At 67.7% G+C, this 19,584-nt stretch carries 24 protein-coding genes and 1 riboswitch; of the genes, 22 read left to right on the forward strand and 2 right to left on the reverse strand.

Annotated features, from left to right (window positions below; genetic code table 11):
- Positions 1-42 precede the first annotated feature (42 nt).
- The 22 genes from fliF (at position 43) to DWG20_RS10300 (ending at position 18,027) form a co-directional block, all read left to right on the forward strand.
- Positions 43-1,764 (forward strand): flagellar basal-body MS-ring/collar protein FliF, encoded by a 1,722-nt coding sequence (gene fliF, locus DWG20_RS10195; RefSeq protein ID WP_115433709.1) that lies wholly within the window; start codon positions 43-45, stop codon positions 1,762-1,764.
- Positions 1,757-2,755, forward strand: a complete 999-nt coding sequence (fliG, locus tag DWG20_RS10200) for a flagellar motor switch protein FliG (protein WP_115433710.1) — start codon at positions 1,757-1,759, stop codon at positions 2,753-2,755. The genes fliF and fliG overlap by 8 nt, the downstream gene beginning before the upstream one ends.
- On the forward strand, positions 2,745-3,506 hold the full coding sequence (locus tag DWG20_RS10205; RefSeq protein WP_115433711.1) for a FliH/SctL family protein: 762 nt from the start codon (positions 2,745-2,747) through the stop codon (positions 3,504-3,506). Before fliG ends, DWG20_RS10205 begins: the two co-directional genes overlap by 11 nt.
- Complete coding sequence (gene fliI, locus DWG20_RS10210; RefSeq protein ID WP_115433712.1) at positions 3,499-4,881, forward strand: flagellar protein export ATPase FliI; 1,383 nt, start codon at positions 3,499-3,501, stop codon at positions 4,879-4,881. Before DWG20_RS10205 ends, fliI begins: the two co-directional genes overlap by 8 nt.
- An 8-nt stretch (positions 4,882-4,889) precedes the next feature.
- Positions 4,890-5,342, forward strand: a complete 453-nt coding sequence (fliJ, locus tag DWG20_RS10215) for a flagellar export protein FliJ (RefSeq protein ID WP_115433713.1) — start codon at positions 4,890-4,892, stop codon at positions 5,340-5,342.
- A 146-nt stretch (positions 5,343-5,488) separates the two neighbouring features.
- The gene (locus tag DWG20_RS10220; RefSeq protein ID WP_115433714.1) at positions 5,489-6,430 is read left to right on the forward strand and encodes a flagellar hook-length control protein FliK; all 942 of its coding nucleotides are present in this window, start codon (positions 5,489-5,491) and stop codon (positions 6,428-6,430) included.
- Between the two features lie 102 nt (positions 6,431-6,532).
- Entirely contained in the window at positions 6,533-7,039 is a 507-nt protein-coding gene (locus DWG20_RS10225; protein WP_115433715.1) for a flagellar basal body-associated FliL family protein, read from the forward strand.
- Positions 7,040-7,042: 3 nt separating this feature from the next.
- Entirely contained in the window at positions 7,043-8,053 is a 1,011-nt protein-coding gene (gene fliM / locus DWG20_RS10230) for a flagellar motor switch protein FliM (protein WP_115433716.1), read from the forward strand.
- 49 nt (positions 8,054-8,102) lie between these two features.
- The gene (gene fliN / locus DWG20_RS10235) at positions 8,103-8,546 is read left to right on the forward strand and encodes a flagellar motor switch protein FliN (protein WP_115434787.1); all 444 of its coding nucleotides are present in this window, start codon (positions 8,103-8,105) and stop codon (positions 8,544-8,546) included.
- A complete protein-coding gene (gene fliO, locus DWG20_RS10240; RefSeq protein ID WP_115433717.1) occupies positions 8,546-8,980 on the forward strand; it encodes a flagellar biosynthetic protein FliO in 435 nt (144 codons plus the stop codon). Before fliN ends, fliO begins: the two co-directional genes overlap by 1 nt.
- Positions 8,977-9,720, forward strand: a complete 744-nt coding sequence (gene fliP, locus DWG20_RS10245; protein WP_115433718.1) for a flagellar type III secretion system pore protein FliP — start codon at positions 8,977-8,979, stop codon at positions 9,718-9,720. The genes fliO and fliP overlap by 4 nt, the downstream gene beginning before the upstream one ends.
- Complete coding sequence (locus DWG20_RS10250; RefSeq protein WP_115433719.1) at positions 9,717-10,217, forward strand: GNAT family N-acetyltransferase; 501 nt, start codon at positions 9,717-9,719, stop codon at positions 10,215-10,217. The genes fliP and DWG20_RS10250 overlap by 4 nt, the downstream gene beginning before the upstream one ends.
- On the forward strand, positions 10,214-10,483 hold the full coding sequence (gene fliQ / locus DWG20_RS10255) for a flagellar biosynthesis protein FliQ (protein WP_115433720.1): 270 nt from the start codon (positions 10,214-10,216) through the stop codon (positions 10,481-10,483). The genes DWG20_RS10250 and fliQ overlap by 4 nt, the downstream gene beginning before the upstream one ends.
- Positions 10,484-11,266, forward strand: a complete 783-nt coding sequence (gene fliR, locus DWG20_RS10260) for a flagellar biosynthetic protein FliR (protein ID WP_115433721.1) — start codon at positions 10,484-10,486, stop codon at positions 11,264-11,266. It abuts the gene before it with no gap.
- Positions 11,267-11,362: 96 nt separating this feature from the next.
- The gene (locus tag DWG20_RS10265) at positions 11,363-12,088 is read left to right on the forward strand and encodes a YebC/PmpR family DNA-binding transcriptional regulator (RefSeq protein ID WP_115433722.1); all 726 of its coding nucleotides are present in this window, start codon (positions 11,363-11,365) and stop codon (positions 12,086-12,088) included.
- Positions 12,089-12,091: 3 nt separating this feature from the next.
- Complete coding sequence (locus DWG20_RS10270) at positions 12,092-12,562, forward strand: VanZ family protein (protein WP_181880895.1); 471 nt, start codon at positions 12,092-12,094, stop codon at positions 12,560-12,562.
- Positions 12,532-13,827, forward strand: coding sequence for a Xaa-Pro aminopeptidase (pepP, locus tag DWG20_RS10275; protein ID WP_115433723.1), 1,296 nt, complete (start codon positions 12,532-12,534; stop codon positions 13,825-13,827). Before DWG20_RS10270 ends, pepP begins: the two co-directional genes overlap by 31 nt.
- A 2-nt stretch (positions 13,828-13,829) precedes the next feature.
- On the forward strand, positions 13,830-15,020 hold the full coding sequence (locus DWG20_RS10280; RefSeq protein ID WP_115433724.1) for an FAD-dependent oxidoreductase: 1,191 nt from the start codon (positions 13,830-13,832) through the stop codon (positions 15,018-15,020).
- Positions 15,017-16,171, forward strand: coding sequence for a UbiH/UbiF family hydroxylase (locus DWG20_RS10285; protein ID WP_115433725.1), 1,155 nt, complete (start codon positions 15,017-15,019; stop codon positions 16,169-16,171). The genes DWG20_RS10280 and DWG20_RS10285 overlap by 4 nt, the downstream gene beginning before the upstream one ends.
- 11 nt (positions 16,172-16,182) lie before the next feature.
- Positions 16,183-16,944 carry a DsbC family protein gene (locus DWG20_RS10290; RefSeq protein ID WP_115433726.1) on the forward strand — a complete coding sequence of 254 codons (762 nt, stop codon included), beginning with the start codon at positions 16,183-16,185 and terminating at the stop codon, positions 16,942-16,944.
- Positions 16,945-17,322: 378 nt separating this feature from the next.
- A complete protein-coding gene (locus DWG20_RS10295) occupies positions 17,323-17,673 on the forward strand; it encodes an energy transducer TonB (protein WP_115433727.1) in 351 nt (116 codons plus the stop codon).
- 96 nt (positions 17,674-17,769) lie between these two features.
- Positions 17,770-18,027 (forward strand): acyl-CoA-binding protein, encoded by a 258-nt coding sequence (locus DWG20_RS10300; protein ID WP_115433728.1) that lies wholly within the window; start codon positions 17,770-17,772, stop codon positions 18,025-18,027.
- Between the two features lie 93 nt (positions 18,028-18,120).
- Here the strand turns inward: DWG20_RS10300 and DWG20_RS10305 are convergent, their stop codons facing one another.
- Both DWG20_RS10305 and mscL read right to left on the reverse strand, forming a co-directional pair.
- Positions 18,121-18,684, reverse strand: coding sequence for a TMEM165/GDT1 family protein (locus DWG20_RS10305; protein WP_115433729.1), 564 nt, complete (start codon positions 18,682-18,684; stop codon positions 18,121-18,123).
- Positions 18,685-18,694: 10 nt separating this feature from the next.
- Positions 18,695-18,903, reverse strand: a riboswitch (yybP-ykoY riboswitch).
- Between the two features lie 127 nt (positions 18,904-19,030).
- Complete coding sequence (gene mscL / locus DWG20_RS10310) at positions 19,031-19,492, reverse strand: large-conductance mechanosensitive channel protein MscL (protein WP_115433730.1); 462 nt, start codon at positions 19,490-19,492, stop codon at positions 19,031-19,033.
- Positions 19,493-19,584 lie beyond the last annotated feature (92 nt).

Here is a 19,584-nt window from a genome sequence, read left to right on the forward strand (position 1 = left end):
ACGGCCGCCGGCGGTTGGCACACCTAACGCGCAAACCTCTGTATGGCTGATCTGGTAGAGAACGCTACGCCTGCCTGGAAATCCCGCGTCAACGACTCGGTCGAGCGGTTCAAGTCGCTGCCCACCAACCGCAAGCTCTTGCTGTTCGCAGCGCTCGCCGCGCTCTTCTCGGTCGTCGTCGGTCTGGCGCTCGTCAACCGCCAACCCGCCCAAAAAATCCTGTTTGCCAACCTGTCCGACCGCGACGGCGGCCAGATCGCCGCGTCGCTGCAGCAGATGAACCTGCCTTACCAGCTCGGCGAGGGCGGCGTCATCACGGTGCCGGCCGACAAGGTCTACGACACCCGCCTGAAGCTCGCCGCGCAGGGGCTGCCCAAGGCCGGCGGCGTCGGTTTCGAACTGATGGACAACCAGAAGTTCGGCATCAGCCAGTTCGCCGAGCAGGTCAACTACCAGCGCTCGATCGAGGGCGAACTCGCACGCACGATCGAATCGATCGCGTCGGTCAACGGCGCGCGCGTCCACCTCGCCGTTCCCAAGCAGAGTGTTTTCGTTCGCGAGCAGCAGCAGCCGACCGCGTCGGTGATGCTCGAACTGAACCGGGGTCGCATCCTCGACGCCGGCCAGGTCGCCGGCATCCTGCACCTCGTCTCGAGTTCCGTCCCCAACCTGCCGGCCAAGAACGTCACCGTCGTCGACCAGGACGGCAACCTCTTGTCCAGCCTGCCCGACCTCAACAACGCGTCCGGCCTCGACCAGCGCCAGCTCAACTACGTGCGCCAGATCGAGCAGGACTTCGTCAAGCGTATCGAGGCCATCCTCGAACCCATCTTCGGCAAGAGCAACGTGCGCGCGCAGGTGACCGCCCAGCTCGACTTCTCCGAGGTCGAGCAGACGTCGGAGAGCTACCGTCCGAACTCGTCGCCGAATCCGTCGTCGACGCGCAGCCAGCAGATCGTCGAGAACCTCGGCCAGGGCGCGCCGCTGCCGGGCGGGGTGCCCGGCGCGCTGTCGAACCAGCCGCCGTCGGCCGCTTCCGCGCCGATCACGCTGCCGCCGGGCGCGGCGCCGGGTACGGTGACGCTGTCGGGCCAGCCGATGGGCGCGAGCGGCACCGTGCACCGCGAGATCACGACCAATTACGAGGTCGACAAGACCATCCAGCACACCAAGCTGCCCAAGGGCATGGTCAAGCGCCTGTCGGCGGCGGTGGTGGTCAACTACCGCAACCTGCCCGACCGCAACGGCGAAGTGAAGCCGACGCCGCTGACCGCGCAGGAAGTGGGGCAGATCAACAATCTGGTGCGCGAGGCGATGGGCTACAGCCAGGCCCGCGGCGACACGCTGAACGTGGTCAACGCCGCCTTCGCCGACTCGGTGCTCGAGCCGTCGCTGCAGGAGCGCGCGGTCGAGTTCGCCAGCGCGAACGCGGCCGAGCTGATCAAGTACGGCCTGCTGGCGATCGTGGTGTTCTACATCCTGTTCGGCGTGGTGCGACCGATCGTGCGCGACGTGCTGAAGAAGGGCAAGGCGGCCGAGGACGGCGAAGCCGCGGCGGTGGCGGCGCGAGAGGGCGGCACGCTGCTCGCGGTCGCCGGCGACGAAGAAGACGGCGCGCCGGGCCTGCCGGGTTCTCCGCTCGACGCGCGCGAGGTGCAGCGTCGTCAATACTCGGCCAACCTCGAGGCGGCACGCGAGCTGGTGAAGTCCGACCCGCGCATGGCCGCGCAGATCATCAAGGAATGGATCAACGTCGATGAGTGATGCCGGCATCCACAAGAGCGCGGTCCTGTTGTTCAGCCTCGGCCAGAACGAGGCGATCGAGGTGTTCAAATACCTCGGTCCGAAGGAAGTGCAGAAGCTGTCGCTGGCGATGTCGGCGATCAGCAACCTCAGCTACGACGAGATCGACGCCACCGTTACCCAGTTCCGCGAGGAATGCGCGGCGCGCGCCAGCATCGGCGCGTCGGACGAATACCTGAAGAACGTGCTGACCGAGGCGCTCGGCGCCGACAAGGCGGCCAACCTGCTCGACAAGATCACGCAGGGCAACGACCACAGCGGCATCGAGAGCCTGAAGTGGATGGACCCGAACTCGGCGGCCGACCTGATCCGCAACGAGCATCCGCAGATCATCTCGACCATCCTCGTCCACCTCGAGCCCGACCTGTCGAGCGCGATCCTGCAGCACTTCCCCGAGCGCCTGCGCAACGAGGTGCTGATCCGCACCGCGACGCTCGAGGGCGTGCAGCCGACCGCCTTGAAGGAGCTGAACGAGGTGCTGACGCAGCTGTTGTCCGGCTCGGACCGCATCAAGAAGAGTGCAGCCGGCGGCATCGCGATGACCGCCGAGATCCTCAACTTCATGGGCGGCAACGTCGAGGCGTCGGCGCTCAACTACATTCGCGAATACGACCCGGAACTGGCGCAGCGCATCCAGGACAAGATGTTCGTGTTCGAGAACCTGATCGACATCGACGACCGCTCGATCCAGACCATCCTGCGCGAAGTGCAGACCGACTCGCTCGTCATCGCGCTCAAGGGCACGAGCAACGAGCTCAAGGACAAGATCTTCCGCAATATGTCGCAGCGCGCCGCCGAGATGCTGCGCGACGACCTCGAGTCGCGCGGCCCGGTCAAACTGTCCGAGGTCGAGGCCGAGCAGAAGGAAATCCTCAAGGTGGTGCGCAAGCTCGCCGACGAGGGCCAGGTCGTGCTAGGCGGCAAGGGCGGGGACGAAGGCATTGTCGAATAAGGCCGGCATCATCCCCGGCGACGCGCTCGAAGGCTGGGCGCGCTGGCATCCGGGCGAACTGTTTCCCATCGCGCCGGAGGCCGAGCCAGCACCCGAAGCGTTGGCCGAGCCCATCGACGGGCACGACGTCGCCGCCGAGAGACTGGAAGACGACGCGGAGCCGCCCGAGTCTTCTGAGCCGATCGCCCCGCCGCCGGCCTACCCGACGGCCGCCGAACTCGAAGCGATCCACCAAGAGGCGTGGCAGGGCGGCTACGACGCCGGCCATACCGAAGGGCTGGCGCTGGGCCGTGAAGAAGGTCGCGAAGCGGCGCATGCCGAGGCGGCAAGTCAATTCGATACCGCATTCGCGCCGCTCTCTGAGCTCGGCCAACGTTTCGAGGGCGAGCTCGTCCGCGTCGAGACCGAACTGGCGCCGTCGCTGTTGAAGCTCGCGTTCGAGCTCGCCTCCGAGCTGAGCCGCGTCACCGTCGCCGCCAACCCTGATTCGTTGCGCAACTTGCTCGCCGAGGCGCTCGCCGACTGGCGCGAGGAACTCGCACGCGCCCGTGTGCGCGTTCATCCCGACGATCTCGCCACCGTCAGAGCGTTTCTCGAGGCCGAAGCGCCGGCCACCGTCTGGCAGTGGCAGGAAGACGCCGCGCTCGAGCGCGGCGGCTGCGTGATCGACACCCGGACCGTGTCGCTGGATCTCAGTATGGAAACGCGTCGCGCCGTGCTCGCGGCGGCGCTCGGACTCGGCGATGCTTGAGCGCCAGCAGGCCTTTTTAGCCTGCGCGGGCCGCGTCGCCGCCGCCACGCCCTTGTGGCAGGCGGCCGGAAGGCTGACCCAGGTCACCGGCATGGTGATGGAGGCGGTCGGCCTCAAGCTGCCGGTCGGCAGCGCGTGCCGCGTCGAACTGTCGGATAAGCACAGCGTCGAGGCCGAAGTCGTCGGTTTCGCCGGCGACAAGCTCTACCTGATGCCGATCTCCAACGTGCACGGCCTGTTGCCGGGCACGCCGGTGACGCCGCTCACCGCCTACCACCCGCCGCGCTACGGCCGCGGATCGCTCGCCGGTGACGACGGCGCGTCGGTCGGTCGCAAGGTGCCGGTCGGCATGAGCCTGTTGGGGCGCGTGCTCGACTCGCTCGGTCGCCCGCTCGACGGCAAGGGCGACATCCACCCGGACGCCTACTTTCCGCTCTACAGCCAGCCGATCAACCCGCTCGAGCGCACGCCGGTGCACGACGTGCTCGACGTCGGCGTGCGCGCGATCAACGGCCTGCTGACCGTCGGCCGAGGCCAGCGTCTCGGCCTGTTCGCCGGCTCCGGCGTCGGCAAGTCGGTGCTGCTCGGCATGATGGCGCGCTACACGCGCGCCGACGTCGTCGTCGTCGGTCTGATCGGCGAACGCGGCCGCGAGGTGAAGGACTTCATCGACAACATCCTCGGCGACGAGGGGCGCGCCCGCTCGGTCGTCGTCGCCGCGCCGGCCGACCTGCCGCCCTTGATGCGACTGCACGGCGCCGCCTACGCGACCGCGCTCGCCGAATATTTCCGCGCGCAGGGTTTGGACGTCTTGCTGTTGATGGACTCGGTCACCCGCTACGCGATGGCGCAGCGCGAGATCGCGCTGGCGATCGGCGAGCCGCCGGTCACCAAGGGCTACCCGCCGTCGGTGTTCGCGCGGCTGCCGCAATTGATCGAGCGCGCCGGCAACGGCGCCGAGGGCGGCGGTTCGATCACCGCCTTCTATACGGTTCTTTCCGAGGGCGACGACCAGCAGGATCCGATCGCCGACTCGGCGCGCGCCATCCTCGACGGCCACTTCGTGCTGTCGCGCGAGCTGGCCGAATCCGGCCACTACCCGGCGATCGACATCGAACAGTCGATCAGCCGCGTGATGGTCGACGTCGTGCCGCGCCAGCAGATGGAGCAGGCGCGGCGCTTCAAGCAGCTCTACTCGCGCTACCAGCGCAACCGCGACCTGATTAGCGTCGGCGCCTACGTGCCCGGCTCCGACCCGGTGCTCGACGAGGCGATGCGCCGCCAGCTGCCGATGACGAGCTTCCTCAACCAGCCGCAGCACGAGTCGCACGACTATCCGTCGACGCTGCAGCAGCTCGATTCGACGCTCGCTTGAGATAGGCGATGGCCGACAGCAAGTACCGCCTGCTCCAGCAACTGGCCAAGGAACGCGAAGCCGCCGCCGCCGAGCGCATGCAGCGCGCGCAGGGCCGCCTGGGCGACGCGCGCCAGCGTCTCGAACAACTCGAAGCGTACCGCGACGAATACCGCGGCCGTTTCACCGCGCGCGGCCAGGCCGGCGTCGGCGTCGCGCAGTGGCAGGATTTCCGGTTGTTCCTCGGCAAGCTCGACGAGGCGGTCGGGCTGCAGAACGGCGAGGTCGAGCGCTGCCTGCAGCGGCTGCTGATGGAACGCCAGGGTTGGCAGAACGAACGCAAACGGGTGATGGCGTTCGACAAGCTGATGGAGCGCGAGGCCGAGCGCGCCGCGCTCAAGGAGAACCGTCGCGAGCAGAAGGCGATGGACGAATTCGCGTCGCGCCAGTTCTGGAACGCCACGCGCGGCAAGGGGCGCTAGGCGCGCCCGCCTCATCCGCAAACCGCCGCCGCTTCGACCGGGCGGCGGTTTTTTCTTGGGTTTGGCCAACGTTGGCCGAGCCGACAGTCAGGCATCTGGCATGGTGTTTGCTTTTCCAGTGCCAGCCGATAACCGGGGAGAATCCCATGAGCCTGACCGTCACCGCCACGTCCGCCCTGCCCAAAGGCCTCGCCGCCAACGCCGCCGCAGGCGAGGCCGCCGCCTTGCCGCAGGACGCGATGCTGTTTGCTTCGCTGCTCGGCGCCGAAATCGGCCAGCTGGGCGGCAAGGCGCAGGCCAAGGCCACGCCGTCGGCCGACGGCGACGGCGAGGCCAAGACGGCCGGCGACGACGCGAAGACCGCCGCGCCCACCGTTGACCCGGCCGCCGCGCTCGCCTACTTCCAGGTGCTGCCACAGCCGGTGCAGCCGCAGGGCACCGGACTGGGTTTGACGCCGCGCGGGGCCGGCGCGACCGAAGGCTTGCCGGGGGCGTCGACGGATGCGTCGGTCGAGTCGGGATTCCTGCTGTCGGCGCTCGCCGGCAAGAAGGGCGGCCAGCAAAAATTGCCGGCCGATACGGAAAGTCCTGCCGCTTTTGCGCCGCAATGGCCGGCGACGAGTGCGCTGGCCGGCCCGCACGCCGCCGCCAGGACCGAGCGCGCTCCGCATGTGGTGACTTTGCCGGTGCCGCTGTCCGACTCGGCCTGGGGGCGTGCGATGGGCGAGCAGCTGATCGGCCTCGTGAACCTGAAAGCGGAAACGGCGCATATCCAGGTCAACCCGCCGCAGCTCGGGCCGATCGAGGTGTCGCTGAAGATCGATTCGAACAACCTGGCGCAGCTGCAATTCATCGCCGCCAACCCGATCGCGCGCGACGCGGTCGAGAACAGCCTGCCGCGCTTGTCGCAGATGCTGGCCGAGAGCGGCATCCAGCTCGGCGACGCGCAGGTGTCGAGCGGCCAGGGTCAGTCGCAGCAGTCGTTCGCGCAGCAGCAGGGCCGGCGCGATGGCGGCGGCGTGCAGGACGAGCCGGACGCGCTGACCGCGATCCGTGCGGCGCGCGGCGTGCTCAGCATCTTCGCTTAAAGTATTTGGCTGTCTTTGTGGGCTATCCGTGCGGTACACTTGCGGGCGATCGTTGAAAATCGCTAACCATTCCCTTAAGTTCAACCCGCACGGATTCGCTTCATGGCTGAAGAACAGAAAAAGGACAAGAAGGCCGCAGGCGGCAGCAAGCTGCTGATCATCGTGATCGCGCTCCTGGTGCTGGTACTGGCCGCCGTCGGTGGTCTGGCGGCCTATGTGTTCGCCAATATGCAGAAGGGCGACGCCGCGCACGCCGAGCAGGTCGACGAGAAGGCGGTCAAGAAGAAGGACGGGCCGCCGATCTTCCAGAAACTCGACACTTTCGTCGTGAACCTCGCCGGCGGCTCCGGTGCGATGCTGCAGGTCGAGATGCAGGCCGAGTTGTCCGATGAGGACGCCAAGAAGCGCTTCACCGACTACATGCCCAAGGTGCGCAGCGCGCTGATCCTGCTCTTGTCATCCAAGACCTCCGAAGAGCTGGCGACGCCGGACGGCAAGGTCAAGCTGAAGGCGCAGGTGAAGAAAATCATCAACGAGGCGATGGATGCCGGGTCGGAAGAGCCGGTGGACTCGGTCCTTTTCACGTCCTTCATCATCCAAGAGCAGTAAGGCATGGCCGACGAGATCCTCTCCCAGGAGGAGGTCGACGCCCTTTTACGCGGTGTCACCGGGGACGAAGACGAGGGCGATGAGGCGCAAGACGCCTACGGCGTGCGCACCTACGAGATCGGCCGTCAGGAGCGCATCGTGCGCGGCCGGATGCCGACGCTCGAGATCATCAACGAGCGTTTCGCGCGCAACCTGCGCATCGCGCTGTTCAACTTCATCCGCCGCAACGCGGAAATCTCGGTCGGCCCGGTTCGCGTGCAGAAGTACAGCGAATTCATCCGCAACCTCGTGGTCCCGACCAACCTCAACCTGGTCCACATGAAGCCCTTGAGGGGCACCGGTCTGTTCATCTTCGACCCGGACCTGGTCTTCCTGGTGGTCGACAACCTGTTCGGCTCCGACGGGCGTTACCACGTGCGCGTCGAGGGCCGCGACTTCACGCCGACCGAGCAGCGGATCATCCGTCGCCTGCTCGACGTGGTGTTCACCGAGTGCCAGAAGGCGTGGGAGCCGGTCTACCCGATCGAGTTCGCCTACCTGCGCTCGGAAATGAACACGCAGTTCACCAATATCGCGACGCCGACCGAGGTGGTCGTCGCGATGACCTTCCATATCGAGCTCGGTGCCGGTGGCGGCGACTTCCACATCTGCCTGCCGTACGCGATGGTCGAGCCGATCCGCGACGTGCTGTCGAGCACGATGCAGGCCGACCGCACCGAGGTCGACAACCGCTGGATCAACCTGATGTCGAGCCAGGTGCAGGCGGCCGAGGTCGAGATGGTCGCGACGCTGGCCGAGACGCGCGTCACGCTCGGCCAGGTGCTGAACCTGAAGGAAGGCGACGTGGTGATGCTGGAGATACCCGAGAACATCGTCGCCGATGTGTCGGGCATCCCGGTGCTGGAGTGCAAGTACGGCACCCTGAACGGACGCTACGCGCTCAGGGTCGATAAAATTCTCGCCGGCGCCCACGAGCTGGGCGAACCGGCCAATGGAGAGAAGCACGATGGCTGACGAATCGAAAACCGAAACCGACTTCGCCGACTTTGCCGCCGCCGCGGCGATGGCCGACAGCGTCGGCGCCGCGGGCGGCGACGATGTCAGCATGGACGACTGGGCCGCCGCGATGGCCGAGCAGGAAGAGGTCGAAGCGGCCGCGTCGGCCGCGCCGGCCGCCGCGACGCAGCCGGCCACCGGCCTGTTCCAGGACTTCGGCTCGGCCGGGTCGGCCGGCGCCGCCGTGCCGCACAACCTCGACATGATCCTCGACATCCCGGTCAATATGACCGTGGAGCTCGGCCGCACCAAGATCGCCATCCGCAACCTGTTGCAGCTGGCGCAAGGCTCGGTGGTCGAGCTCGACGGCCTCGCCGGCGAGCCGATGGACGTGCTCGTCAACGGCTGCCTGATCGCGCAGGGCGAGGTGGTCGTCGTGAACGACAAGTTCGGCATCCGCCTGACCGACATCATCACCCCGGCCGAGCGCATCCGCCGCCTGCAGAAGTAATGATCCGCTTCGCCCCCCTTGCTGCGCTGACGCTCGCCCCCCCGGCTTGGGCGGCCACCGCCGCGCCGTCGCCGCTCTCCAGCCTGGTGCAGGTGATCGCCGCGCTGGCGCTGGTGGTCGGCGCCATCGTCGCCTGCGGCTGGGCGTTTCGCCGCGTGCAGGGCAAGATGGGCGGCCTGCCGCAGCACCTGAAAGTGGTCGGCGGTGTGATGGTCGGCCAGCGCGAGCGCGTCGTCGTCGTCGAACTCGACGGCGAATGGCTGGTGCTCGGCGTGACGGGCCAGCAGGTCAACCTCTTGACGCGCCGGCCGCGCCCCGAAGGCCTGCCGATGCCGGGCGACGGCCTTAGCGAGCCGCCGTTCGCCCAGTGGCTGAAGGCGGCGCTCAATAAGGCTCGGCCAAGCTCCACCCGCGAACCCGATTCCGAAAAATGATTCCCACGAAACGTTTGTTATGGGCGGCGGTGCTCTTGCTGCCCGGTGCGGCGCTGGCCGCCGGCCTGCCACTCTTGACCAGCTCCCCGGCCACCGGCGGCGGGCAGAGCTATTCGCTGTCCTTGCAGATGCTGCTGTTCATGACCGGGCTGACCTTCATCCCGGCCATGGTGCTGATGATGACCGCGTTCACGCGCATCGTGATCGTGCTGTCGCTGTTGCGCCAGGCGCTCGGCACGATGCAGGCGCCGCCGAACCAGGTGCTGATCGGCCTGTCGCTGTTCTTGACGCTGTTCGTGATGGGGCCGACGCTCGACAAGGTCTATAACAATGCCTGGCTGCCGTTCTCGGAAGACAAGATCGCGTTCAACGTCGCGCTCGACGAGGCGGCGAAGCCGATGAAGGCGTTCATGCTCAAGCAGACGCGCGAGAAGGACCTCGAATTCTTCATCGAGATCTCGCAGTCGGCCAAGCCGGCGACGCCGGCCGACGTGTCGATCAAGACGCTGGTGCCGGCCTTCGTCGTCAGCGAGCTGAAGACCGCGTTCCAGATCGGCTTCATGGTGTTCATTCCCTTTCTGATCATCGACCTCGTCGTCGCGAGCATCCTGATGGCGATGGGCATGATGATGGTGTCGCCGGTGATCATCTCGCTGCCGTTCAAGATGATGCTGTTCGTGCTGGTCGACGGCTGGACCCTGCTGATGGGGTCGCTGGTTCAGAGCTTCTACACCGGATGAAGATCACACTCGATACCCTGGCCGACGCCGACATTCCTGCCTGCCACGCGCTGTTCGTCGACGCGGTGCATAGGCTCGGCCAACGTCATTACCGCGCCGAGCAGTGCGCCGCCTGGGCGCCGCAAGGCGAGATGCCCGACTCTTGGCGGGACGGCTGGGCCCGTCGGCTCTCGCGCGCCTGGGGCGTGAAGGCGCTGTCGGAGGACGGCCGGCTCGCCGGCTTTGCGTGGCTGCTGTCGGACGGCGAATTCGACATGCTGTTCGTCGCGCCGTGGGCGGCCGGGCAGGGCGTCGGGACCCGCCTCGTCGGCGCGCTCGTCTACGAGGCGAACGCGGCAGGGTTGGCCGAGCTCACCGCCTACGCGAGCCACGGCGCGCGGCCGGTGTTCGAGCGCGCCGGCTTCACCATGCTGCGCGACAACCTGGTGTGGCGTGACGGTGTCGCGATCGAGAACTGGATCATGAAGAAGGCCTTGCCCGGCCGGGAGGCGACGTGAGTCCCGAGTACGTCATCAACCTCGTGCAGAACGCGCTCTACATCCTGATCATCGTGTCGGCGCCGGTGCTCGCCGTGTCGCTGCTCGTCGGCCTCTTGGTCAGCATCCTGCAGGCGGCGACGCAGATCAACGAGATGACGCTGACCTTCATCCCGAAGCTGTTGGCGATGTTCCTCGTGCTGGTGCTCGCCGGCCCGTGGATGCTGAATACGCTGGTCGACTACACGGTGCGGCTCTACCAGGGCATCCCCGGGGCGATCGGCTAGATGCTCGCGATCACCGACGCGCAGATCAACGCGCTCGTCGCCGTCTTCATCTGGCCGTTCGCGCGCATCGCGGGGCTGATCATGGCCGATCCCTTGCTCGCCACCCGCGGCGTGCCGCGCCGCTTCAAGGCCGGCTTCGCCTTTTTCCTCACCGTATTGATCGCGCCCATCCTGCCGCCGCTGCCTGACGTGCCGCTGGTCTCGGCCGAAGGCGTCGCCATCCTGGTGCAGCAGTTGTTGATCGGCGTCGGCATCGGTTTCGCGACGCGCATCGTGATGGGCGCGGTCGAGCTCGCCGGCTTCACCATCGGCACGCAGATGGGCCTGGGTTTCGCGCTGTTCTTCGACCCGATGTCGTCGGCGCAGGTGCCGGGTGTCGCGCGGCTGTTGTCTATCTTCGTCTTTCTCTTGTTCCTGATGATGGGCGGCCTGCAGGTGCTGGTCGGCACGCTCGTCGACAGCTTCACCGTGCTGCCGATCGGCCAAAGCGTGCCGGTCGAAGGCTGGCGAACGTTGGCCGAGTGGGGCGGGCATCTCTTCCTATGGGGGGTGTGGCTGTCGCTGCCGGTGGTCGCGGCGCTTCTGGTGACCAACCTGGCGATCGGCGTGATGACGCGCGCCGCACCGCAGTTCAACGTGTTCTCGTTCGGCTTCCCGCTGACGCTGCTGATCGGCTTCATCGCGCTGTACTTCGCGCTGCCCTTGTTGGTGCCGGCGGTCGAGACCATGTACCGTGAGGCGTTCGGCTTCGTCAACGTCTGGCTTAGAACGCCGAAGCCGTAGCGCCGCGCCAAAGCGCCGGCGCTTTTTGATAGAATTCCCGGGTCTATTCCCCCAACCGGCGGCGTTGCGCCGCCCAAGGCAAAAATCGAGGTAACCATGGCTGGACACAGCAAATGGGCGAACATCAAGCATAAGAAGGAACGCGCCGACGCCAAGCGCGGCAAGGTCTTTACCCGTCTGATCAAGGAAATCACCGTCGCCGCGCGTCTGGGCGGCGGCGACGCGACGACCAACCCGCGCCTGCGCCTGGCGATCGACAAGGCGTACGACGCCAACATGCCGAAGGACAACGTCCAGCGCGCCGTCGACCGCGGCGCCGGCAACCTCGAGGGCGTCAGCTACGAAGAGCTGCGCTACGAGGGCTACGGCATAGCCGGCGCGGCGGTGATGGTCGACTGCATGACCGACAACAAGACGCGCACCGTCGCCGACGTGCGCCACGCGTTTTCGAAGTACGGCGGCAATATGGGCACCGACGGCTGCGTCGCGTTCCAGTTCAAGCACTGCGGCTACCTGGTGTTCGCGCCGGGCGTCGACGAGGACGCGCTGATGGAAGCGGCGCTCGAATCGGGCGCCGAGGACGTCGTCACCAACGACGACGGCTCGATCGAGGTGATCACCGACCCGTACGCGTTCACCGACGTGAAGGCCGCGCTCGAGGCCGCCGGCTTCAAGGCCGAGGACGGCGAAGTGACGATGCGCGCGCTGAACGAGACGGTGCTCGAAGGCGAAGACGCCGCGCGCATGCAGAAGCTGATCGACGCGCTCGAAGACCTCGACGACGTGCAAGAGGTCTACACTTCGGCGGTGCTCGAGGAATAATCGTTGGCGCGCTCCGAGCAAGAGCAAGGCTTGTCTTCGGGCAAGCCTTTTTCGCATCGGACGGTCTGCGCCGTCGCGGCGCTCGCCTGGTGGGGCGTTTCGCTGTGGCTGCTGTTGAAGCCCGCGTCGCCGCCCGGCGCGATCCCGCACTTCGACAAGTTCGGCCACGCGGCGATGTTCGGGCTGCAGGCCGCCCTCTTGTTCGGCGCCAGCGGTTGGCGCGCGGGCCGCGTCTGGCTCGCGCTGCTGCCGTGGGCCGTCGGGTCCGAAATCCTGCAGGGCTGGCTGACGCTAGACCGTAGCCCCGACGCGCTCGACGCCGTCGCCGACATGACGGGCGCTATGCTGGTCTTATGGCCGCTGTCCCTGATCGCCCGCCCGGCCCGGCTGAACGCCCCGGCCGCGCCGCGGTCTACCCAAAACGAAACATCACGAGGTGACGCATGCAGTACGCCGCACGAAGACAGCAACTGATGCAGGCGATGGGCGGCGGTCTGGCCGTCCTGCCGACCGCGCCCGAAGCCAGCCGCAACGCCGACACCCATTACCCCTACCGGCCCGACAGCCACTTCTGGTACCTGAGCGGCTTCACCGAGCCCGAGGCGGTGCTGGTGCTCGACGCGCGCACCGGCAAGAGCGTGCTGTTCTGCCGCGCGAAGAACCTCGACATGGAAATCTGGGACGGCTTCCGCCACGGCCCGGACGGCGCCAAAGAGGCCTTCGGCTTCGACGAGGCCTACCCGATCGAGGAACTCGATACGCGCATCGTGACGATGTTGGCCGAGGCCGACACGCTGTACTGGGGCGTCGGCCGCCGCGGCGACTGGGACGCGCGCGTCGGGCGCTGGCTCGAGGCGGCGCGCGGCTCGCGCAACCTCGGTCCGGCCCCCGGCCGCTTCGCCGATCTTGCGACGCTGATCGACGCGCAGCGCCTCTACAAGGACGAGGCGGAGATCGCCACCTTGCGCCGCACCGGCGCGATCTCGGCCGAGGCGCACGTGCGCGCGATGCAGGCGACGCGGCCGGGCCGCTACGAATACGAGATCGAGGCCGAGATCCTGCATACTTTCGTCAGGCACGGCGCGCGCCACCCGGCGTACGAGAGCATCGTAGCCGGCGGCGCCAACGCGTGCACGCTGCACTACGTCGGCAACCGCGACCGCCTCGCCGACGGCGAGCTGTTGCTGATCGACGCCGGTTCCGAATTCATGGGCTACGCCGGCGACATCACGCGCACCTTCCCGGTCAACGGCCGCTTCACCGGCGCGCAGCGCGCGGTGTACGAGGTCGTGCTCGCCGCGCAGCTGGCCGGCATAGCCCAGGTGCGCCCCGGCGTCGCGTGGAACGCGTTCGCCGACGCCGCGCTCAAGGTGCTGGTCGAGGGGCTGGTCGACCTGAAACTGTTGACCGGCACCGTCGACGACAATATCGAATCGGGTGCCTACCGCCAGTTCTACATGCACGGCCTAGGCCACTGGATCGGGCTGGACGTCCACGACGTCGGCGGCCGCAAGGGCGCGAACGGCGACTGGATCCGCTTCGCGCCGGGCATGTGCACCACGGTCGAGCCCGGCCTCTACATCCGGCCGGCGGACAACGTGCCGGCCGAGTTCCACAACATCGGCATCCGCATCGAGGACGACGTGCTCGTCACCGAAACCGGCCACGAGGTCTACACGGCCGGCGTGCCGAAGGCGGTAGACGACATCGAGGCGCTGATGCGCGCGGCGAAAGGCTGACGATGCCCAAAAGCTTTCCCGATCATATCGACGTGCTCGTCGTCGGCGCCGGCCCGGTCGGCGCGCTCGCCGCGTTGAAGTTGGCCGAGGCCGGCCGCAAGGTCGCGCTGGTCGAGGCGCGCCCCGAACACGTGCCGGTGCGCGACGCGCGGGCGCTCGCGCTGTCGTGGGCGAGCCGCGGCGCGCTGGTCGACGCGGGCATCTGGCGCGACGACCTGCCGGCCACCGCGATCGACACGGTGCACGTGTCGCAGCAGGGCAGCTGGGGCCGCACCGTGCTGTCGCGCGACGACCTGAAGCTGCCGCACCTGGGCGTGGTGGTCGACTACCCGGCGCTGTCCGACGCGCTCGCGCAAAGCTTGGCCGAGAGGGCCTTGCCGGTCGCGTGGGGCACGCGCGTGACCGCGATCGACACGCTGTCGGCGTACGCGCGCGTCATGCTGAAAAGCGATGCCGGCGAGAGCGAAGTGACCGCGCGCCTTGTCGTGCTCGCCGAAGGCGGCGACCTGGTCGATAGCCTGCCAGGCCTGTCGCGCCGCGTGCACGACTACGGCCAGTCGGCGCTGCTCGCCGAGGTGAAGTGCGACAAGCCGCACGACGGCGTCGCGTTCGAACGCTTCTCGAAGCGCGGCCCGCTGGCGCTGTTGCCGCGCGGCGACGGCTTCATGCTGGTGTGGACGCGCACGCCCGAGGACGCGCACGAATTGCGCGAAGGTGCCCCGGAAGAACTGGAAAAACAGTTGGCCGAAGCGATGGGCGAGCGGCTCGGCGCCTTTCATCTGAGCGGCGCGCGCGCGGTGTTCCCGCTGACGCTCAAGGAGGTGAACCACCGCGTGTCGCGTCGCGTCGCGCTGATCGGCAACGCCGCGCAGACCTTGCACCCGGTCGCCGCGCAGGGGCTCAACCTCGGCATCCGCGACGCGCTGGCGCTAGCCGCGGCGCTCAAAGGCTCGGCCGACCCGGGCGACACCGCGGCGCTCGCGTCTTACGAGCGCGCGCGCCATCTCGACAGCGGCGCGGTGGTCGGCTTCACGCATCACCTGGTGCGCTTCTTCGACAGCCACGGCCCGCTGGTCTCCGCCGCGCGCGGCCTCGGCATGAACCTGCTCGACGCCGCGCCGGGCCTGCGCCGCCGTTTCGCCGGCCACCTGGTGTTCGGCGTCGGCACGCAATCTTTGGACAAAACGCCATGAAGGGCTTTGATGCGGACGTGGTCATCGTCGGCGGCGGGCTGGTCGGCGCGAGCCTCGCGCTTGCCTTGAGCCGTGCCGGCCGCCAGGTGACACTGGTAGAAGGGCAGCAGCCCGACTTCTCGCGCGTGACGGAAGGCTGGGACGCGCGCATCTACGCGGTCAGTCCGGCCAACCGGCGCTTTCTGAGCGGCCTTAACGCGTGGCCGGACGCCAGCCGCATCGGCACGATCGCGCGCATGGAGGTGCACGGTGACGCCGGCGGCGAGATCGACTTCGACGCGCGCGAGGTCGGCGGCGACGCGCTCGCATGGATCGCCGAGAATCGCTGGCTGCTCGCCGCGCTGTGGGCAAGGTTGGCCGAGGCCGGCGTCGACGTCATCAGCGGCGTGAAACCGGCCGCCTTGAGCACGCGCGCCGATGCGGCCGAACTGGAGCTTTCCGACGGCCGGCGCCTTGCAGCGCGGCTGCTGGTCGGCGCCGACGGCGCCAACTCGTGGGTGCGCGAGCAGGCCGGGCTGACGGCACGCGTCGACGCCTACGGCCAGAGCGGCGTGGTCGCCAACTTCCTATGCGAGCGCCCGCACGGTGACATCGCGCGCCAGTGGTTCACCGGCGACTCCATCCTCGCGTGGCTGCCGATGGCCGGGAACCATATGTCGATGGTATGGTCAACCTCTGGGCCCGACGCGCTGCTCGAGCTGGATGACGACGCGTTCTGCGCCAGGGTCGCCGAAGCGGGCGCCTCAGCGCTCGGCCAACTTCAACTTGCAAGCCGCCCGGCCGCCTTCCCCTTGCGCCTGATCCGCCCCGAGGCGGTGGTCGCCGAGCGCGTCGCGCTGGTCGGCGACGCCGCGCACACCGTGCACCCGCTCGCGGGGCAGGGCGTGAACCTCGGCTTCCAGGACGCGGCGACGCTGGCCGAACTGATCGGCGGGGCGCGCGACGCCGGCGACTGGCTGCTGTTACGACGTTACGAGCGCACGCGCCGCGAAGCGGTGGCGGCGATGCAGCTGACGTGCGACGGCCTGTTCAAGCTGTTTCACGGCAAGGATCTGCCGGCGCTGTCGTGGCTGCGCAATACCGGCCTCAACCTCACCAACCGGCTCACCCCGCTCAAACGCGAGCTGGTGCGCCACGCCATCGGCTTCTGATTGGAATCTGCATGAATAAACGTTTTCTGACCCTCGCCTTCCTCGCCGCCTTCACGCCGCTGGTGGCCTGTTCGGCCGGCGCGTCCTCCGAAGCCAAGCCGGCGCAGCCGACCGCCGCCGCGGTGAAAAAGGCGTTCACCGAGCGTTTCCCGAACCGCCCGGTGAAGAGCGTCGCAGCGACGCCGCTGCCCGGCATCTACGAGGTCGTGCTGCCGAACCGGCAGATCATGTACACCGACGCCAAGGTCAACTACCTGTTCCTCGACGCCAACCTGATCGACGTGCAAAAGCGCGAAAGCCTGACCGAGGCGCGCATGGCGTCGCTGTCGCGCGTCGACTGGAGCACCTTGCCCTTGGCCGATGCGGTCAAGGAAGTCCGCGGCAGCGGCAAGCGCAAGCTTGCGGTGTTCTCCGACCCGGACTGCCCGTTCTGCAAGAAGCTCGAGCGCGAGACGATCGCCCGCCTCGACAACGTCACCGTCTACACCTTCCTCTATCCGCTGGCGCAGCTGCACCCGGACGCGGAGCGCAAGTCGCGCCAGATCTGGTGCAGCGCCGACCGTACCGCCGCGTGGATCGGCCTGATGCGCGAGGGCAAGGCGCTGTCCGGCCCGGACAACTGCGCGACGCCGCTGGACAAGCTGCAGAAGCTCGGCGACTCGCTCGGCATCAACGGCACGCCGGCGCTGGTGTTCGAGAGCGGCCGCCTGGTGTCGGGCGCGCAGCCGCTCGAGCAGGTCGAAGCGTGGCTTGACGAGAAGGCCGCGAAGTAAGCGGCGATGAAAGAGGGCCGCTTGTGGGCGGCGGCGGCCGCGTCCCTTTGCGTGCACGCCGTCCTCGTCGCGCTGGGCGGCGCCGGTGCGCCGTTCGGTCGCGGCGACGCGAGTGCGACACGGCTGGCGGTGACGCTATCGCCTCCCGCCGCACCCTCCACGCCGCTCATCGCCACGCCCGAGCCGCAGCCCCCGCTGCCGTCGTCCGAGTCCGTACCCAGGGTGCCGTCCCCGCCGGCGCCGTCTCCCGAGCCGCCTTCCGTTCCCGATGAACGGGCCCCGCCAAGCTCCGAACCCGCGTCCGCTTCGCAGCCGACGCCTCCGTCCGATGCCACGGCGGACAGTACGAGACCACCTGCCGAGGCTGCCGACGAGGGTTTGCTCGACACGCCGCTGGGCTTCGGCGACGCGGTCTATTATCCGGCGCCGATGCTCGACGCCGTCGCCGAGCCGCTGGCGGCGATCGACCCGCTGCCGATGCCACCCGATCCCGACCTCGACCCCGGCGCGGTACAGGCGGCGCGGTTGGTGATCCGCGTCTTCATCGACGAAGCCGGCCGGGTGGTCGCGACCGAGGTCGAGTCGGCCGAGCCGCCTGGCGTGCTGGAAGAGGCGGCGCTCGCCGCCTTCGGCAAGGCGACGTTCGCGCCGGCGATCCGTCATGGGCAGAAGGTGAAGAGCGTGAAGCGCATCGCGATCGAGAGCGGCGGCCTGTCCTCGCCGTTCTGAATTCGTGCTACAGTTTCCGTCGCATCGTTCACAATTCGAACGTTTGTTTGTCTGGCACCGGAGCCGATCAAGGCCGTCAACACGAAGGAAAACACCATGTCTGAGCTGAAAACCGCATTCGAAGAGGCGCAAGCCGCCGTCAAGACCCTGGCCGAGCGCCCGGACAACCAGACGCTGCTGCAGTTGTACGCGTTCTACAAGCAGGCGACCGACGGCGACGTGTCCGGCGAGCGCCCGGGCATGATGGACTTCATCAACCGCGCCAAGTACGACGCGTGGGACAAGCTGAAGGGCACCGACTCGGACAGCGCGATGCAGTCCTATATCGACGTGGTGAAGGGTCTGCTGGCCTAGTAAGCACGCGGCGCAAAACGGCCACCCCAAGGGTGGCCGTTTGCATTGGAGCGGGGCAGGCTCGGCCAGCGTTGGCCGAGCCCTGGGCGCTCGTCAGGACAGCGGGTAGAGCAGCGTGATGCCGCCGAGCACGGCGAAGATCGCCGCAGCGACGCCGTGCACCGCGCGCTTGGGCAGCTTGTTGGCGGCGGCGTCGCCGATCAGCACCGCCGGCACGTTGGCGATCATCATGCCCAGCGTGGTGCCGGCGACGACCATCGCCAATTGGTCGAAGCGCGCCGACAGCGCGACGGTGGCGATCTGCGTCTTGTCGCCCATCTCGGCGAGAAAGAAGGCGATCGCGGTCGCGCCGAACACGCCGAAGCGGTCGAACAGCCGGCTGTCGTCGTCGAGCTTGTCGGGGATCAGCATCCACACCGCCATCGCGATGAACGACGCGCCGAGGATCCAGCGCAAGACGTCGGGGCCCAGGAGCGTGGTGATCCACTGGCCGACGGCGGCGGCGGCGAAATGGTTGAGCAGCGTGGCGACGAAGATGCCGGCGACGATGGGGCCGGGCTTGCGGTAGCGCGCGGCGAGAAGCAGCGCGAGCAGCTGGGTCTTGTCGCCGATTTCGGCGAGGGCGACGATGCCGGTGGAGACGAGGAAGGCTTCCATGAAGGGGATGAAACTCCGAGGGCCGCGCGACGTTCATGACTCGTCCACCCCGCGCGGCCCGCAACAGGGTGAAGAGTCATGAGTCTTGCCAGACCATCGAAGGTTGCCCGTGCCATGGCTGCGTATCCGTTGCGACAACGGAAAGCCAAGTCTGTTGACATCGGGCCCGCGTCAATCAAGCGCGGCGGCTACTCCCCCAAGACAGCGCCCATCATACGGCAAAAAGGCGCCGGCAGCCAGCCGGCTCGGCCAACCTCGACGCCTGGGGGGCGGGGGGCAGGAGTGCGCCGCGCGGCAATGAAAACGGCCCGCGAAGTGCGGGCCGTGTGCTTGGCTGTTGGCGTTTTCAGTCCAACTGGGACGTGCAGTGCGGGCAGCGCGTCGCCTTCTCGGGAATGCTCGACAGGCAGTAGCGGCATTCCTTGCTCACCACCTCCGGCGCTACTTCGGCCTTTTCCTCGCGTTTGAGGCGGTTGATCGTCTTCACCTGCATGAAGATCGCGAACGCGACGATGGTGAAGCTGATCACGGCGTTGATGAAGAGGCCGACGTTGAGCGTGACCGCACCGGCTTGCTTGGCCGCCGCCACCGACACGTAGGGCCCGGCGGTCTTCGTGCCTTCTTTCAGCACCCAGAACAGGTTGGAAAAGTCGACGTTGCCGACCAGGAGGCCGATCGGCGGCATGATCACGTCGTCGACCAGCGACTTGACGATCGCACCGAAAGCGCCACCGATCACCACGCCGACCGCGAGGTCGATCACGTTGCCGCGCATCGCGAATTCTTTAAATTCTTTGAAAATTACCATAACAGCACCTTATTTAATTGGCATTCCGATGGGCAAAATACGGGCTGGCCGGCGCGCTGGCAAGGCTGGGCGCCTCTTGCATGAAGGGACTT

This window comes from Crenobacter cavernae (assembly GCF_003355495.1).
In the GTDB taxonomy this organism is placed as follows: Bacteria; Pseudomonadota; Gammaproteobacteria; order Burkholderiales; family Chromobacteriaceae; genus Crenobacter; species Crenobacter cavernae.

Coding starts and splice junctions, on each gene's coding strand:
- fliF (WP_115433709.1), top strand. CDS start 43: ATGGCTGATCTGGTAGAGAACGCTACGCCTGCCTGGAAATCCCGCGTC.
- fliG (WP_115433710.1), top strand. CDS start 1,757: ATGAGTGATGCCGGCATCCACAAGAGCGCGGTCCTGTTGTTCAGCCTC.
- fliI (WP_115433712.1), top strand. CDS start 3,499: ATGCTTGAGCGCCAGCAGGCCTTTTTAGCCTGCGCGGGCCGCGTCGCC.
- fliJ (WP_115433713.1), top strand. CDS start 4,890: ATGGCCGACAGCAAGTACCGCCTGCTCCAGCAACTGGCCAAGGAACGC.
- DWG20_RS10220 (WP_115433714.1), top strand. CDS start 5,489: ATGAGCCTGACCGTCACCGCCACGTCCGCCCTGCCCAAAGGCCTCGCC.
- DWG20_RS10225 (WP_115433715.1), top strand. CDS start 6,533: ATGGCTGAAGAACAGAAAAAGGACAAGAAGGCCGCAGGCGGCAGCAAG.
- fliM (WP_115433716.1), top strand. CDS start 7,043: ATGGCCGACGAGATCCTCTCCCAGGAGGAGGTCGACGCCCTTTTACGC.
- fliN (WP_115434787.1), top strand. CDS start 8,103: ATGGCCGACAGCGTCGGCGCCGCGGGCGGCGACGATGTCAGCATGGAC.
- fliO (WP_115433717.1), top strand. CDS start 8,546: ATGATCCGCTTCGCCCCCCTTGCTGCGCTGACGCTCGCCCCCCCGGCT.
- fliP (WP_115433718.1), top strand. CDS start 8,977: ATGATTCCCACGAAACGTTTGTTATGGGCGGCGGTGCTCTTGCTGCCC.
- DWG20_RS10250 (WP_115433719.1), top strand. CDS start 9,717: ATGAAGATCACACTCGATACCCTGGCCGACGCCGACATTCCTGCCTGC.
- fliR (WP_115433721.1), top strand. CDS start 10,484: ATGCTCGCGATCACCGACGCGCAGATCAACGCGCTCGTCGCCGTCTTC.
- DWG20_RS10265 (WP_115433722.1), top strand. CDS start 11,363: ATGGCTGGACACAGCAAATGGGCGAACATCAAGCATAAGAAGGAACGC.
- pepP (WP_115433723.1), top strand. CDS start 12,532: ATGCAGTACGCCGCACGAAGACAGCAACTGATGCAGGCGATGGGCGGC.
- DWG20_RS10280 (WP_115433724.1), top strand. CDS start 13,830: ATGCCCAAAAGCTTTCCCGATCATATCGACGTGCTCGTCGTCGGCGCC.
- DWG20_RS10285 (WP_115433725.1), top strand. CDS start 15,017: ATGAAGGGCTTTGATGCGGACGTGGTCATCGTCGGCGGCGGGCTGGTC.
- DWG20_RS10290 (WP_115433726.1), top strand. CDS start 16,183: ATGAATAAACGTTTTCTGACCCTCGCCTTCCTCGCCGCCTTCACGCCG.
- DWG20_RS10300 (WP_115433728.1), top strand. CDS start 17,770: ATGTCTGAGCTGAAAACCGCATTCGAAGAGGCGCAAGCCGCCGTCAAG.
- DWG20_RS10305 (WP_115433729.1), bottom strand. CDS start 18,684: ATGGAAGCCTTCCTCGTCTCCACCGGCATCGTCGCCCTCGCCGAAATC.
- mscL (WP_115433730.1), bottom strand. CDS start 19,492: ATGGTAATTTTCAAAGAATTTAAAGAATTCGCGATGCGCGGCAACGTG.